The organism is Marinobacter sp., assembly GCF_052091845.1.
Classification (GTDB): domain Bacteria; phylum Pseudomonadota; class Gammaproteobacteria; order Pseudomonadales; family Oleiphilaceae; genus Marinobacter.
The window spans coordinates 119071-134934 of record NZ_JBQDCO010000002.1 but is presented as its reverse complement, the minus strand read 5'-3'; the positions used below and the strand labels follow the sequence as shown (position 1 = coordinate 134934).

Genomic DNA, 15864 nt, shown 5'->3' with positions numbered 1-15864 from the left:
GTTGCTCCTTGTTACGGATCAGCTCGCATATTTTCAGCCCGGCGCAGCCAGCAGTATTACTGCGCCAGTCACCAGCAGGTTGATCAGTGTCAGCGGCAGGCAAACCACCCAGCCAAATGTCATCACCCGGTCGTAACGCGGCCGTGGTAACGCAGCCCGCACCAGAATGAACAGCATCAGGAAAAAGCCGGTTTTGAGGACGAACCAGACAATGGGCGGCAGCAGTGGCCCATGCCAGCCGCCGAAGAACAGTGTGACCACCAACGCCGAAATCAGCAGCATGCCCACATATTCGCCGATGAAAAACATGCCGAATTTCATGGCGGAGTATTCGATGTGGTAGCCATCGGCCAGTTCCTGTTCCGCCTCGGGCTGGTCGAAAGGGTGGCGGTGAACCACCGCAAACCCGGCAATCAGAAAGTTACAGAAGCCCAGGAACTGCGGGATGATGTACCACATCCCTTGTTGGGCATTCACGATATCCCGCAGGTTGAACGTGCCTGCCATGGCGACAACGCCCATGAGAGACAGGCCCATAAATACTTCATAGGAGATGGTCTGTGCCGAAGAGCGCATGGCACCAATCAGCGCATACTTGTTGGCACTGGCCCAGCCGCCCAGCAGCACCGAATAAACGTTGATGCCACCCATGGCGAGGAAGAACAGCAGGCCGATATTCCAATCTGCCACGCCCCAGCCCGGGGTGATCGGGATAATCATGAACGACAGCAGCAACGACGCCATGGCGATTGCCGGTGCCAGTACAAAGATTGTCCGGTCGGCGAAAGGCGGTATCCAGTCCTCCTTGAAGAAGATCTTGATCATGTCGGCGACCAGTTGCAGAACGCCGAACGGGCCGACGCGATTAGGCCCGTGTCGATCCTGCCACCAGCCCAGCAAACGACGCTCCACCACCGTGAGAATCGCCCCCACAAGCACCGCTACCAGCAGAATGGCTAGCGCCTGAAACATCGCCACAGCAATATCCATCACCGCCGGGGTTAACCATTCAGGGCGCCAGTTACCAGTGGTTAGCCAGCTCATTCGCGGGTCTCCCTTTTCTCAGGGCCAGCAACGTCGAGCCTTGCCCATTCGCCGCTGCGGAAATCGCCGGATAAACCCGCCGGCACGCTTACAAGGCCGCTTGGCAAGCACTGATCACAGCGCAGCTGCAGGGTCAGCCGTGCTGTATCCGTTACCAGTGTCAGCACAGCGTTTTGCTCAAGGCCCAATTGCGCAGCATCGTCCTGGGACAGGCCAATGCTGGGTGCCTCTGCACGTTCCTCAATGGGCGCGGCGCGGTTGGAGGTTTCTTCGCCGCCAAACAGGCGCGGCAACACCAGTAGCTGCCAGTGGTTCTGCCGCTGCTCAAAAGCCTTGGGAATATCGCTGGCATAGCCGTAGGCGCCCGGGCGAGGGGCAACCAGGCGCGCACCTGGGTCGCCATCCCTCAGGTGTCCGCCCACTTCGTCAGTAAATTTGTTCCAGGCCTGGTGCGAGTTCCAGCCCGGCGCCCAGGCGAACGGTATCTCCTTCCGGGGCTGATCGAAGCCACTGTAGCCTTCCATGGAAAAGTTGAAGGGCGTATCCGGGTCTTGCGGCACGCGCGGCTCGCTCACCGAGAGATTGGCCCGCAGAGAGGTTCGCCCGCTGTAGCGGTGCGGAGCCCTGGCCAACTTCACGCCTTCGATTCGATGCTCTGCACCCGGCGCGGCCGCAATGATGTCCCCCAATGCCGGATAATCCCGAACACAGGCTTCCGTGGCTTCGTCCAGAGAGAGAGTGCTGCCTTCGTGACGAACAAGGCTGGCACGCAGAGCATGCAACCAGCGCCAGCTTTCGTGAATACGCCATTCGGGGCGCAAGAAGCGTGGGTCGAAAACCTGAAAGAATCGCTGCGCCCGGCCTTCCAGACTAACAACTGTGCCGTCTGCTTCGGCAAAACTGGCAGCAGACAAGCCCAGGTTGGCTTGTTGCCAGGTGCGGGTGCGTTGATGGTCCAGCACAACCAGGGTGGACACAGCCTCTAATGCCGCACCCACACGAGCCGCTGGCAACCGGGTGTACAGATCGTTTTCCAGCACCACGAGTGCGTCTGCGCGGCCCTCGGTGATTTCATCCAGTGCCCATTCCAGCGGGCGACCACCCAACATGGTAAGGCCGGTGCTGTTGGCCTCCCGACGCATGAACATAAGGCCGGCGCGTTTGGTGCGCCGGGACAATGCCCGGGCAATACTGCCTGCGGCATCGAGTACCTGGGTGGATTCCAGGGAGCCGCCACTGATTACCAGTGGCTTGTCTGCTGCCATCAGTTGCTCGGCCACTGTCTGTGCCGCCGCTGCCAGAGTGGCGTCTAGCCCCGTTACCTCGGGTGCGTTCCCGTCAATGGCATGGGCAATGGCAAAGCCCAGTCGGGCGATATCTTCAGGTGCCAGCTGCCAGGAACCCGCACTGATGTCGTCGAGTTCTGTGGCTCTGGGGTAGGCAATGTACAATGGGTGCCGGCTGTCCTGTGCCAGGGTTTTGACGGCTTCGGCGTTCCACACCGGAATGCCACGTTCCTCGGCCAACGCATCGCGCCTTGCCAGCACAGCCTGGCGTATCGCCAGTGCCAGGCGAGCCGCGCTGTGCATCGTATCTTCGCCCAATACCAGCACCGCGTCGTGCGCTTCCACCTCTCGTAAGGTAGGAATCGGCAGGCCACAAGAAACTTCCAGCTCCGCCATGCGCTCAAGGCAGGCAAGCTCCGGGGCAGCGATGCCGTTGGAAAAACTGTCGCGACCGACCAGCTTGATCAGCTGATGATTGCTCTCGAGGCTGGCCCGGGGCGAGCCTATGCCAATCAGTCGTTTAGCGCTGCGCAGTAGATCTGCACCGCGATCAAGCGCTGGGTCTACGTCCAGAATGACCGCTTCATCGGTTTGCTCACTCTTTAAATCACTCTTCCATTCAGGCTGGCGCGGCCGGTCGGTGCGATTCACGTAGCCGTAACCGAAACGTCCGCGATCACACAGGAAATAGCGATTGAGCTCGCCGTTGTAGCGATTCTCGATACGCCGGATTTCGCCGTAGCGTTCCCCGGGGCTGGTGTTGCACCCCATAGCGCACTGGTGGCAAACGCTGGGTGCAAACTGCATGTCCCATTTGCGGGTGTAGCGGTCGGAGTGGGTTTGATCGGTGAAGACGCCGGTGGGGCAAACTTCGGTCAGGTTGCCGGCAAACGGACTTTCCAGCACGCCTTCCTCATGGCGCCCGAAATACAAGTTGTTGTTTGAGCCGAATACGCCCAGATCGGTGCCACCCGCGTAGTCGTTATAGAAGCGCACACAGCGATAGCAATTGATGCAGCGATTCATCTCATGGGCGACAAAAGGCCCCAGGTACTGGTTGCGATGGGTGCGCTTGCGGAAATCGTAGCGGCGTCGGTTATGGCCGGTCATTACCGTTACGTCTTGTAGATGACAGTGGCCGCCTTCTTCGCAAACCGGGCAGTCGTGAGGGTGATAGGTCATCAACCACTCCACCACTTCGGAGCGAAATTTTTTGGCTTCTTCGTCGGCGATGGATATCCAGCTATTATCCGTAGCCGGGGTCATGCACGACATCACCAGCTTGCCCTGAGTGTCGTCCTTATCTTTGTACTGCTTGACCGCGCACTGGCGACAGGCGCCGATGCTGTCCATGGCCGGATGCCAGCAAAAGTAGGGAATGTCGAGCCCCAGAGACAAGCAGGCATGTAGCAGGTTGTCTGCTCCATTCACTTCATAGACTTTGCCATCCACATGAATCGATGCCATTAGCTCACCCCCTCAAGCGATGTGTGAGCAATCCCCGCCTCAAATTCCGGGCGAAAGTGTTTGAGCGCCGATTCCAGCGGCATCATGGCCCCTGGCGCGTGGGCACAAAAGGTGCGGGGAGGGTTCAGCCCGAGCGTGTGCTGTTCAAGAATGTCGATGTACTCCGACTTGCCTTCACCACGCTCCAGGGCCTGAAGAATTTTTGCCGTCCAGGGCAGGCCGTCCCGGCAGGGTGTGCACCAGCCGCAAGATTCCCGGGCAAAGAATTCCTCAAGATTCCGCAACAGGGAAACCATGCTCTGACGATCGCTGACCGCCGCTATCAGGCCGGTGCCCAGGCGGCTGCCATGCTTGCCAATGGTGTCGAAGTCCAGAGGCAAATCCAGATGTTCTGGCAGCAGAAAGCCGGTGCTGCCCCCACCAGGCAGCCAGGCTTTGAGTTCGTGGCCCTGGCGCATGCCACCGGCCCTTTCGAGGATTTCCCTGCCACTGGTGCCAATTGGCAGTTCCCAGAGCCCGGGGCGATTGACCAAACCCGAGATGCCGTACAACTTGGTGCCGCCATCTCCGCTGATCTCGCCCGATAGCCCCTGATACCACTGGGCACCGTGGCGCATTACGGCTGGCACGTTACATAGGGTCTCCACGTTATTAACCACCGTGGGCTTGCCCCAGGCACCAGACTGACCGGGGAAAGGTGGTTTGGCTCTGGGGTTGGCGCGTTTTCCTTCCAGGGAATTGATCAGCGCGGTTTCTTCACCGCAGATGTAACGCCCGGCACCTGTATGCAGGGCGATGTCGAAATCAAAGCCACTGCCGGCGATGTCGCTCCCCAGAAATCCCGCCTGCCGGGCTTCTTCAATGGCCAGTGCCAGGGAATGTGCGGCCTCAACGTATTCGCCGCGCAGGAAAATATAGCCGTAACAGGAATGGTTGGCGTAACCGGCGATGATCATGCCTTCTATCAGCAGGTGTGGTTGTTGCTCCAGCAGCAGGCGATCCTTGAAGGTGCCCGGCTCCATTTCGTCGGCGTTGCAAATCAAATAGCCGCGGGGCAGGCGTTCGCCCACCTGAGTCAGGCTCCATTTGAGCCCGGCAGAAAAGCCACCACCGCCTCGGCCGCGCACATTGGCCTGCTTCATGGAATCGATTACGTCAGCGGCGGTTTTTTGCCCGAGCGTGTCCCTGACACTTTGATAGCCGTCTTTTGCACAATACTCCTCAAACCCTATGCGTTCGCCGTCTTTGCGCAGCCGCCAGGTTAGCGGATGCGTTTCAGCTTGGCGCTCCTGTTCACTCTGGCGCAACTGGCAGTGATAGCGTAGCCGTGAATCTTTGGGTATTGCACTCATGGATAAGCCTCCAGAAGTTCCCCCAAATCGTCTGCTGCGATAGGGCCGAAGGTGTCGTTGCCAATCATCATCGCCGGCCCCCGGTCGCAGGCGCCCAGGCAGCACACAGGCAGCAGGGTAAAGCGGCCGTCGCCGGTGGTCTGGCCAAACCCTATGCCGAGCCGCTGGCTCAAGGCCTCACTCAATTCTTCATAACCGGTGAGAAAGCAGGAGCTGCTGTCGCACAGCAAGATTACGTGCCGTCCGACCGGCTGGCGAAAAATCAGGCTGTAAAAGGTAGCAACACCTTCGACTGCACCCGCACCTACCCCCAGGGTGTTGGCGATGGCGACAATCGCGCCATCCGGTACCCAGCCGTGGCGCTTTTGCACAATCTTCAGTGCTTCGATGCAGGCGGCCTGGGGCTGCTCGTAATGCTCACGTTCGGTCAGCATGGCCCGGCGATCGTCCTCGTGCAGCTGAAAACCATCGCTTGCGATGAGATCTGTGGGTGTGCTGTGAGAGACAGGTATTTGCGACATAATCAGCGATCCACATCGGCCATAACAAAATCGATACTGCCCAGGTGCGCGATCAAATCCGGCACAAAACCGCCGCGCATCAGCACCGGAATCTGTTGCAGGTGCGGAAAGCTCGGCGTGCGAATGCGCGTGCGATAGCTCATGGTGCCGCCGTCACTGGTCAGGTAATAACCGTTGATGCCTTTCGTTGCTTCAACCATCTGCAGCGACTCATTACCGGGCAGCACCGGCCCCCAGGACACCTGTAAAAAGTGAGTGATCAGGGTTTCGATATGCTCCAGCATGCGCTCCCGGGGGGGCGGTGTGGTTAGCGGGTGATCTGCTTTGTAATCGCCTGCGGGCATATTGTTGATGCACTGCTGGAGAATTTTCACGCTCTGGCGCATCTCTTCGATACGCAACTGGCCGCGATCGAACGCATCGCCGTTTTGCGCCAGCGGGATTTCGAAATCAAAGTTTTCATAGCCGGAATAGGGGCGCTGCTTGCGCAGATCAAAGTCGCAGCCGGTGGCGCGCAAGTTGGGGCCAGTAACTCCCCAGGCCAGGGCATTGGTGGCATCAAAGGCAGCAATGTGTTTGGTGCGGTCGCGCACCAGAGAGTTCTCCATCATTACCTTTTCGTATTCCCGGAGTCGGGCAGGCATCCAGTCGACAAAGCCCTGCATGAGCCGATCCCAGCCTTTGGGCAGGTCTTGCATCACGCCGCCGATACGAAACCACGCCGGATGCATGCGAAAGCCGGTGATCGCTTCGATCACGTCATAGCCCTTCTGGCGGTCGGTAAAGGTATAGAACACCGGCGACATGGCGCCGAGGTCTTGCAGGTAGGTGCCCAGAAAAAGCAGGTGGCTGGTAATGCGAAACAGCTCTGACATCATCACTCGAATGGTGTTGATGCGATCGTTCACCTGTATGCCAGCGAGTTTCTCAACCGCCAGCACGTAGGGCAGGTTGTTCATGACGCCGCCCACGTAGTCAATACGGTCGGTGTAGGGAATAAAACTGTGCCAGGACTGGCGCTCAGCCATTTTTTCCGCGCCGCGATGGTGGTAGCCGATATCTGGCACGCAATCGACGATCTCTTCGCCATCGAGTTGCAACACCACACGAAAGGCACCGTGGGCAGAGGGATGGTTCGGGCCGAGATTGAGAAACATGAACTCGGTATGATCACTTTGCCGCTTCATGCCCCAGTCTTCGGGTTCGAACTTCAGCGCCTGCTGCTCTTTTTCCTGACCCTCTACCGTGAGGGTATAGGGGTCGAATTCTGTGGCTCTGGCGTGATGGTCCTTGCGCAGCGGGTGACCCTGCCAGGTGGGCGGCATCAGGATGCGGTACAGATTGGGGTGCCCGTCGAAGTGAATGCCGAACATGTCCCAGACTTCGCGCTCGTACCAGTTGGCGTTGGGATAGACAGAAATCACGCTGGGCAGCGACAAACCGTGTTCAGAGAGCGCCACCTTGAGCATGATGTCGCGATTTCCCGACACCGACAGCAGCTGGTAGAACACGGTGTAGTCGGCGTCTGGTAAGCCGTGTCTGTGGCTGCGCAGGCGCTCGTCAATGGCCGATAAATCAAACAGCATTTCGAACGGTTCGGGTAACTGGCGCAGCTCTGCCAGCACATTAATCAGCGCACCCCGACTCACCCACAACACCGGCATGCCCGTTAATGTGGTTTGCTCGCACAACACCTTATCACCAAACTTTTCTCGCAGCGGCGCTACAAGAGAGCTTGTTCGGTGATCGGTAGCGGCTGTGGTGCCGGTGTCGGTTTTAACAGTGCTCATCTTGGCAGTGGCCCCCCTCGCTCCAACCTGCGGTAAAAATGCCAGACTGAAACCTGCTTACGGTCTTAACGAAGCCGCAGGCCGGTAAATGCTTGGCTTATACGCTGTCTGGTGTGCGCAACTCCGTTACCTGAATGCGTCGGTCGCGGTGCTTCTCTCGTTGCGATGGCATTTCGGCACGGTAGACGCCCTGATCGCCAACCACCCAGGACAACGGCCGACGCTCCTCCTGAATAGAATCCTGAAGCAGCTGCAAGCCCTGTAAAAAGGCCTCCGGGCGCGGCGGGCAGCCGGGCACATAAACATCGACAGGTAAGAATTTGTCGACACCCTGCACGACCGAATAAATGTCATACATGCCACCAGAGTTGGCGCAGGAGCCCATGGAAATCACCCATTTTGGCTCTAGCATCTGGTCGTAAAGCTGCTGGATAACCGGTGCCATCTTCACGAAACAGGTGCCGGCAATAACCATGAAGTCTGCCTGGCGGGGAGATGCACGGATGACCTCGGCACCGAAACGGGCAATATCGTGGGGGGAGGTGAACGCCGTGGTCATCTCCACGTAGCAGCAGGATAGCCCGAAGTTATAGGGCCACAGGGAGTTTTTTCGGCCCCAATTGACGGTGGAATTGAGCACGTCTGCAAGTTTGCCGGTGTACACGCTGCGGTGTACTTGTTGTTTCATCGGATCTTCGACGCTTTGGCCCTTGTTGAGTGGGTAGCGTGCGTTTTCTGCGGCCAACGCATCCTCGGCCCGGGTAAGTGTATATGCCATAACAAGCCTCCCAGATGAAAACCAATGAGTGTTTACCTTCCCCGGTGCGGCCTGTCGCTACCCAGCGGGGCCCAGCTCAGCGCACCAGATCGCTGGTCATAAACAAGCCCTGCGAGAAGTATTGCGATAAATACTGCGGCCCCCCAAAAGCCACTCCAGCCCACCTCGCGTACTGAAACGGCCCAGGCAAACAGAAACACGGCTTCGATATCAAATATCACGAAGAGCATTGCGACCAGATAGAACTGAATGGAAAATCGTTGGCGTGCACTGCCTGTGCCGATAATGCCACTTTCGAAAGGCAGCGCCTTGCTGCGCCCCTGGCTGCGACCGCCGAGCAACGCTGATACGCCGATCATGAACGCGCACAGCCCCGCCACGGCCAGGATAAAAAGCCCGATGGCCCAGTACTCGGCAATCAACGCTGTCGCACTCTGCTGCATAGGTGTCCTGATAATGATTTAGGAGCTTGATACTCGCCAATCACCGGCTACACCTAAACGTAGGATGCGAATCAGATCTTGTCAAAGACCTATGACTTTTACACCGACAGGGGAATGGCGTTAATCATACCCGGAGGCAGACCGGAGAATCTGGCGCACAGGCTGCCAGATAGCGGGTGCTGAAATCAGTATGTCGCGGCCCCAGAGATCGGCTGGGTAGCCGTCGGGTACCTTGCTGAAGTGGCCTGCAGTGGCGCCGGCTTCCAGTGCGATCAGGCGGGCGGCGGCGAAATCCCAGGGGCTGACATTCTCGTAGTAGATGTCCAGCCGCCCGCAGGCAACCCAGCAGATATCCAGGGCCGCAGAACCGATGCGCCTCAGGTCGCGACACTGGTGAATCATCGCATCCAGGCGGCTGATCAGTGGCGCAAGTTCGTCTTTGGTGTAGGGGAAGCCGGTTGCAAAGAGGGAATCCCTGGGAACCGTTGCGCCACTGTGGTTAATGGGTTGGCTGTTAAGTGTGGCACCTTCGCCCAGAGTGGCGCGGAAGGTTTCGCCGGGAAAGGGCGCGTGCACCACCCCTGCCTGCACTCGGCCGTTTTCGGCGTAGGCAATGGACACGGCGACCTGAGGATGGCCGTAGGCATAATTTACCGTGCCATCGATGGGGTCGATGATCCACAGAGGTGTGTCCAGGTTTTCGGCCTGGCCAAGATCCGGCATGGATTCTTCTGACAGGATGCGGTGATCGGGGAAGCGTTTGCGGATAGCGTCGGTTATGAACTCATCGGCCATAATATCGGCGTGGGTGACCAGTTCGGTCTGCTGTTTGTAGTCAGTGCGCAGGGTGTTGTTGTCACGCTCCCGGCGAATCAACTCGCCGGCCTCCAGTGCCAGGTTTTCAGCGAAATCGGTGATACTCCCCAAGGATACAGACTTAGACATAACGCCCCCGCTCAAGACTCTAAAGAGTGAAAGCGCCAGTCTACCATGGGGCCGGATCAGAGGCTGTTCAGCCAGGCCTCCATCTTGTCCATGGCTTTCACCAGGCGAGGGCCTGCTTGCTCCACAAAGTCATCAGCCAATTCCTGATCGGCATAATCACTGCCGGCCAAATGCAAAGCTTTTGCTCCGTCGAAGTCTACGAATGCAAGGCGTGCAGCCAGGAGATCCGGCACAAAGCCGAAATCGCTGGCGGGCAGGATGGCAACGCCGGTGTTCTCCAGTAATGCCTGGCAAAACGCCTGGCTGGTTTTGATGTCCTTTCTGATGAGCCGGTCGCGGAAATTCGAGAAGTCCGGGAACAGATAAAACGCACCTTCCGGCTTCTGCACAACCGCCCCCATGTCATCCAGGCGACGATGCATGTATTCACCAATCACTTTAAGCACCCGGCGGGACTGCTTGAGGTATTCGTCTATGTCCTCGCCCCCGTTAAAAGCTGTGATGCCTGCATGCTGTATGGGTGCACTGGTGGCTGTGTAGGTTTCGCTGGCGATGATCGCCATGGCGTCCTGCAGGGTGCGCAGTTCTTTCGGGAAAATAAACGTGCCCAAGCGCCAGCCGCCGGCACCGGCCCACTTGCTCAAACCGGTGCTGATAATCGTACCTTCCGGATAATAACGAGCGATGGATTTGTGCTTACCTTCAAAGTGCACTTCGCCGTAGATCTCATCCGAAAGCAGGATCAGCTTGTACTTGCGCGCAACGTTGGCAATAGCCAGAAGTTGGTCGTCCGTGTAGGTGCAGCCAGTGGGGTTGGACGGGTAGTTGAGAATCAGAATGCGCGGGCGTGACACGTCGTCCCGGCACACTATGTCCAGTTCTTCTGCGGTTAGCTGCCAGTTGTTGTCGGCGTGGGTGGGCAGCCAGTGTACTGAGCGGCCAATAATACGAGCCTGGGGCGCGTAGGAAACCCAGCTTGGGCGGGGAATAAGCAGGTCGCCGTAGTAGGCCAATTGCAGAATGAACAGCAGCTCCTTGGAGCCAGGGCCAATCAACACGTCTTCCCAGGTGCTATGCATACGCTCACTGCGGTTGATATAGCCAGAAATGGATTCACGCAGGCTTTTAAGGCCCTTAACCGGCAGGTAGTCCTTCTCGTGGGCGTGCTCTTTGAGCGCATCTACCACACGCTCGGGCACAGGGAAGGGCGATTGCCCAAGCCCGAGTTTGATAATGTCTTTGCCTTCGGCTTTGAGCTGGTTGCTTAGCTCGTTAATGCGCAGGGTGGCGGAGGGCTGAATGCCCCGAACGTTGAGGTTGATCGCAAAGCGCTGGTCGTTTTGGATGTGCATTTTACCGGTCTGTTGGTTGGGAGTGGCACCAACAGTATAGGAAAACAAACATATTTTTGGATGTTATGCGGATAGGTGATTGCCGAGGTGCGATGGGGTGACGCTGCCGGAATTCTATCTTAAACGTCAGAGGAGAACCGGTGCGGTTCCAACTCCATGTGCAGTATTCGCGGGCCCAGCATAATAACCCGGCCGCTGTAACGCTCTTCACCAGTGGAGGTAAAATCAAACATAAAGCGCCGCCAAACGCGGATTTGCCCCTGGTCATCCCGTTTGAACCAGAGGCCGCGCAGATAGATTGCGTCATCAAGCAGCATCACGTCCATGGTTTTGCAGTAACGGTGCGCAGCCTGAAGGACAGAGTCTTTAATGGCTTTCGCCCGCCACCAATACCATACGGCGAAGGCTGCAACAAATAGCCAGAACAGGGTTCCCAGAGTCATGATAGCAACATGATGGTGGCGATTTTCCAATTTGAATAACGGGCCGTGGTGTCAGACTACCTGTATGCCAGCCTGAAGGCCAAAAAAAACCCGGCTCACCCTTTAAGGAGAGCCGGGGTTACAGTTTGCCGGTTGGCCGTTAAGAGTTCGTCGGCACCGGCTTTGTACCCTGGTTTTGATCCTCTGTGTGTTCGTTGTGATCGCGAGCCAGCAATATGTAGAACGCGGGCAATACGAAGATCGTAAACAAAGTACCAATGCCAAGCCCCGCTGTGATTGTCAGGCCAATGGCAAAGCGGCTCTCGGCACCTGGGCCAGAGGCTATCAGCAGCGGCACCATGGCGAAGATCAGCGCCAGCGAGGTCATGATGATTGGCCGCAAACGAATCGCTGCGGCTTCAATAACGGCCTCTACTTTGTTCAGCCCTTTATCTTTCTGCAGCAGGTTGGCAAATTCCACAATCAGTATGCCGTTTTTGGAGACAACCCCGATCAATGTAATCAGGCCTACCTGCGTGTAGATATTCATGGTGGCGAAGCCAAGCACTATGAAGCCCATTGCACCGGCCACCGACATGGGTACAGACACAAGAATGATGATCGGATCTCTCCAGCTTTCAAACTGCGCTGCAAGCACCAGATAAATAACCAGCAATGACAGGAAGAAGGTCACAACCAGAGCGTTACCCTGGTTAGCCAGCTGTCGGCTCTGGCCGGTATAGTCCTGGGTGAAGCCTTGCGGGAACACCTCTTCGGCTGTTGTCTCGATGTATTCCATGGCAGCACCCGCTGACACGCCTGGCATAATAACCCCTTCCAGAGTGAGGGAGTTCTGCTGGTTGAACTGAGTGCGGTTTGATGGCTCTACACCGTCCTCAAAGCTCACAACGCTGCCTAGCGGCACCAGAGACCCTTTGCCTGTGCGAATGTGGTAATCATTCAGCGCCTGCTGGTCCAGCCGGAACGCCTGATCCACCTGGGGGATAACCTGGTAAGACCGGCCTTCCATGCTAAAGCGGTTGATGTAGCCGCCGCCAAGCATGCTGGAAAGCGATTGCCCCACGTCTTGCATGGAGAGCCCCAGATCGGCAACCCGGTCACGATCTACTTTGATGCGTGTAACCGGGCGGTCAAAGTTGATGGATTTTTTCAGGAACATGAAGTTACCACTGCCCATGGCCTTGCCAAGCAACTCATCCGCAACCTGGTTAAGTTGCTCGTAGCTGTTGCCAGTGGTGATCACGAACTGGAACGGCAGGCCACCACCGGAGCCGGGCAGGGCCGGTTGCGCGAAGGCGGCGGTTTGCAGGCCGGTTACGTGCTTGAGTTCGGCATCCAGTTTGGGTTGTACCTCAAACTGGCTCACGTCGCGCTTGCTCCATGGCTCCATCTTGAAACCGCCAAACACCGCATTGGGCGCGGTGATGCCGATAATCATGAAGTCTTCCTGGTAACCCGGCACCGTTGCTATACGGTCCTGAACTTCGCTTCCGTGCTCGGTCAGGTAGTCCATTGTGGCTGTTTGGGGCCCAAGGCCTTGATAGAAAAGAATGCCCTGGTCTTCGGTGGGGGCTAATTCGTTCTGGCTCATCATCGCCATGAAGTAAATAGAGGCCAATATAACCAGCGCGAAGAACACAACCACGGATTTGGTCTGCATTAACGAACCAAGAATCGTTTTGTAGCCAGAGGCAATGCCGTCGAACGTACGCTCAACCAGGCTTTCAAACTTACCGGGGTTTCCGTGGGGCTTGAGCACCATGCCAGACAGCATGGGTGAGAGCGTCAGTGCAATGATGCCCGAGACAACCACTGTGCCCGCCAGAGTGAAGGCAAACTCGGTAAACAACGAGCCGACCAGCCCTCCCATAAAGCCGATGGGGGCATATACCGCAACCAGTGTTGTGGTCATGGCGATAATTGGTACTGCCATTTCCCGTGCGCCGTGTATGGCCGCATCAAATCTCGATTCGCCCTCTGCAATGTGCCTGTGGATGTTTTCCACCATGATGATGGCGTCGTCCACCACCAGACCGATGGCGAGAACCATAGACAGTAGCGTGAGCAGGTTCAGGGAGAATCCGAAAAACAGCATGACAAAGGCGCCGCCAATCAGCGAGAGTGGCACGGCCACCGAGGGCACCACAGATGCGCGGATAGAGCCCAAACAAAGGAATACCACCACGAGTACGATGACCATGGCTTCCAGCAGGGTGCGAACAACCTCATTAATAGAGTCTTCAATGAAGTCAGACGAGTCATAGGCCAGCCTCACATTCATGCCTGCAGGCAACTGGCTTCGGATATCTGGCAGGTCGTCTTTCACCAGGCCCGCCACCGTCAGCGGATTGGCGCCAGGTGCGAGATCAATCGCCACGAACGTAGCTCGCTTGCCCTTGTAAAGTGCCAGCTTGTCGTAGGTTTTCGATCCCAGCTCTACATTGGCAATGTCCTGCAGACGAATCTGGGTGCCGTTGGCCTCTTTAACCACCAGATTCCGGAACTCGTCCGGATCAGACACGTCTGTGTCGCTGGTCATACTGATTTCAGTATATGTGCCTTTGGTGTTGCCCACGGCAGCCTGATAGTTGTTGGCACGCAGCTTTGCAACCACCTCTTGGGGTGTCATATCCACGGCCGCCAGGCGTTCCGGGTCAAGCCAGACCCGCAAGGCAAAGGGGCTGCCGTATATGTTGGCTTTACCCACGCCCTCCAGAGCCTGAATTCTCGGCTGCACCACTCGCGTAAGGTAGTCAGTAATCTGCGGTACCTTGAGATCATCACTGTAAAAGGCGATGTACATCAGCGCTGTGGAGTCACCTGTTGTGGAGGTGATAACCGGGTCCTGGGCTTCTGCCGGCAACACGTTGCGCTGGCTGGCCACCTTTGCCTGAATCTCTGCCAGGGCGTCGTTGGCATCGTAGTTCAGCTTCATCTTGGCTGCGATGGTCGACGTACCCTGGGAGCTGGTAGAGGTCAGGTAATCGATGCCACTGGCTTCGGCAATTGCCTGCTGCAGGGGCGTGGTAATAAAGCCCTTGATCAAGTCGGAACTGGCGCCCGGGTAGGCGGTTGTGACAGTAACCGTTGTGCTCTCAAGTTCAGGGTACTGCCGGATTTCCATTTCCATGGCAGCCCGGACACCGAGCAACAGAATAAGAAGGCTAACCACCGTCGACAGTACCGGACGGTGGATGAAAATGTCGGTGAATCGCATTACTCGGATGCCTCCTGCGGCTGCTCTTCATCGTCCTTGTCGTTATCCTGAATCTCGACCTTCTGGCCGGCACGGAGTCTCAGCAATCCTTTGGAAACCACTTGCTCACCTGCTTCGAGGCCAGAGGTGATGGCAATGCGAGGGTCTCTTGTTTCGCCTGTCGTTATAGACCGGCGATTGACGACCAGATCGCCCTCGTCGTTTTCTTCCACAATAAAGACGTAATCACCGTAGGTATTATATGAAATAGCGGTGCGAGGAACGGTAACCACCTCTTTGTCTTCAGGCTGCCTGGTGCGGATGGTTGCAAACATGCCAGGCCGCAGCAGGGTGTCCGAATTGTCCAGGGTGGCACGCACGCGCACGGTGCGGGTCTCCGGATTGATAGACGTGTTAATCGCGCTGACCTTGCCCTCAAACTGATGGTCCGGCGCCGCGGCGACGGTGGCAATCACGGTGTAACCCCGGTCAACGTTGATCAGGTTTTTTTCCGACAGAGTGTAGTCCACATAGATCGGATCGAGCATATTTACTTCAACAATGGATGTGCCCGTTGCGATATATTCGCCCTGATCCACCATGCGGATGCCCAGTGTGCCGTCAAACGGGGCACGGATGACCTTTTTGCTCAACTGAGCCTCTGCCTCATTTACCCGGGCTTTGGCGGCATCGTAATTCGCCTTGGATTCGTCATATTGGGACTGGGACACCGCGCGTTTTGGCAGCAGGTCGGAGATGCGCTTGAACTCTTGTTCCGCCAGATTGGCCTCTGCTTTGCGGGTGCGCACAGCCGCTTCGTCAATTGCGGTGTTCAGACGAATGAGGACGTCGCCCTTTTTAACAGCATCGCCGGATTCAAAGTTGATGCTCGCAATCACGCCAGGAATCTCGTTGGCCACCTCAATGCCATTAATAGCCTTGATGCTGCCCACCGCCTTAATAGAAGGCGTCCAGCTTTCTGTACGGGCCTTGGTGGCTGAGATTTCAACAGGCGGCTGAGGCTTGGACAGCTGTTCTTCCATCTGGCCAAATTGGTAGAACTTATAGCCGAAGATGCCGCCAAGCACCACGCCAAGGAAAATAAGTGCAATCAGGAAGCGGGAAGCAGTGCGCATAGTTCAGGTCCTGGGAATCTCTATTTGGATGCGGGGATAATTGGTTTCGCGAAAAAGCATAGTATCCTACAAGATTTAGGGTGGAGTTGTCACCGCGTTGTAGGCATTTAT

At 57.0% G+C, this 15864-nt stretch carries 12 protein-coding genes; all 12 read right to left on the bottom strand.

The features are described from left to right. Positions 1-33: 33 nt before the first annotated feature. Entirely contained in the window at positions 34-1044 is a 1011-nt protein-coding gene (gene nuoH / locus ACTHYN_RS01435) for an NADH-quinone oxidoreductase subunit NuoH (RefSeq protein WP_441810703.1), read from the bottom strand. Then, entirely contained in the window at positions 1041-3797 is a 2757-nt protein-coding gene (nuoG, locus tag ACTHYN_RS01430) for an NADH-quinone oxidoreductase subunit NuoG (protein WP_441810702.1), read from the bottom strand. Before nuoG ends, nuoH begins: the two co-directional genes overlap by 4 nt. Then, positions 3797-5149 (bottom strand): NADH-quinone oxidoreductase subunit NuoF, encoded by a 1353-nt coding sequence (gene nuoF / locus ACTHYN_RS01425; protein ID WP_441810701.1) that lies wholly within the window; start codon positions 5147-5149, stop codon positions 3797-3799. Before nuoF ends, nuoG begins: the two co-directional genes overlap by 1 nt. Then, positions 5146-5670: an NADH-quinone oxidoreductase subunit NuoE gene (gene nuoE, locus ACTHYN_RS01420; RefSeq protein ID WP_441810700.1), complete on the bottom strand. Its 525-nt coding sequence runs from the start codon at positions 5668-5670 to the stop codon at positions 5146-5148. Before nuoE ends, nuoF begins: the two co-directional genes overlap by 4 nt. Before the next feature lie 2 nt (positions 5671-5672). Next, the gene (gene nuoC / locus ACTHYN_RS01415; RefSeq protein WP_441810699.1) at positions 5673-7460 is read right to left on the bottom strand and encodes an NADH-quinone oxidoreductase subunit C/D; all 1788 of its coding nucleotides are present in this window, start codon (positions 7458-7460) and stop codon (positions 5673-5675) included. Positions 7461-7557: 97 nt separating this feature from the next. Next, positions 7558-8238, bottom strand: coding sequence for a NuoB/complex I 20 kDa subunit family protein (locus ACTHYN_RS01410; RefSeq protein ID WP_441810698.1), 681 nt, complete (start codon positions 8236-8238; stop codon positions 7558-7560). A gap of 32 nt (positions 8239-8270) precedes the next feature. Further along, positions 8271-8681, bottom strand: a complete 411-nt coding sequence (locus ACTHYN_RS01405; protein ID WP_441810697.1) for an NADH-quinone oxidoreductase subunit A — start codon at positions 8679-8681, stop codon at positions 8271-8273. A 120-nt stretch (positions 8682-8801) separates the two neighbouring features. Then, positions 8802-9626 (bottom strand): inositol monophosphatase family protein, encoded by an 825-nt coding sequence (locus ACTHYN_RS01400; RefSeq protein ID WP_441810696.1) that lies wholly within the window; start codon positions 9624-9626, stop codon positions 8802-8804. A gap of 56 nt (positions 9627-9682) precedes the next feature. Beyond that, positions 9683-10978: a pyridoxal phosphate-dependent aminotransferase gene (locus ACTHYN_RS01395; RefSeq protein WP_441810695.1), complete on the bottom strand. Its 1296-nt coding sequence runs from the start codon at positions 10976-10978 to the stop codon at positions 9683-9685. A 119-nt stretch (positions 10979-11097) separates the two neighbouring features. Then, positions 11098-11421 carry a DUF3301 domain-containing protein gene (locus ACTHYN_RS01390; protein WP_441810694.1) on the bottom strand — a complete coding sequence of 108 codons (324 nt, stop codon included), beginning with the start codon at positions 11419-11421 and terminating at the stop codon, positions 11098-11100. Positions 11422-11560: 139 nt separating this feature from the next. After that, the gene (locus ACTHYN_RS01385) at positions 11561-14638 is read right to left on the bottom strand and encodes an efflux RND transporter permease subunit (protein WP_441810693.1); all 3078 of its coding nucleotides are present in this window, start codon (positions 14636-14638) and stop codon (positions 11561-11563) included. After that, the gene (locus tag ACTHYN_RS01380) at positions 14638-15753 is read right to left on the bottom strand and encodes an efflux RND transporter periplasmic adaptor subunit (RefSeq protein ID WP_441810692.1); all 1116 of its coding nucleotides are present in this window, start codon (positions 15751-15753) and stop codon (positions 14638-14640) included. Before ACTHYN_RS01380 ends, ACTHYN_RS01385 begins: the two co-directional genes overlap by 1 nt. Positions 15754-15864: the final 111 nt, after the last annotated feature.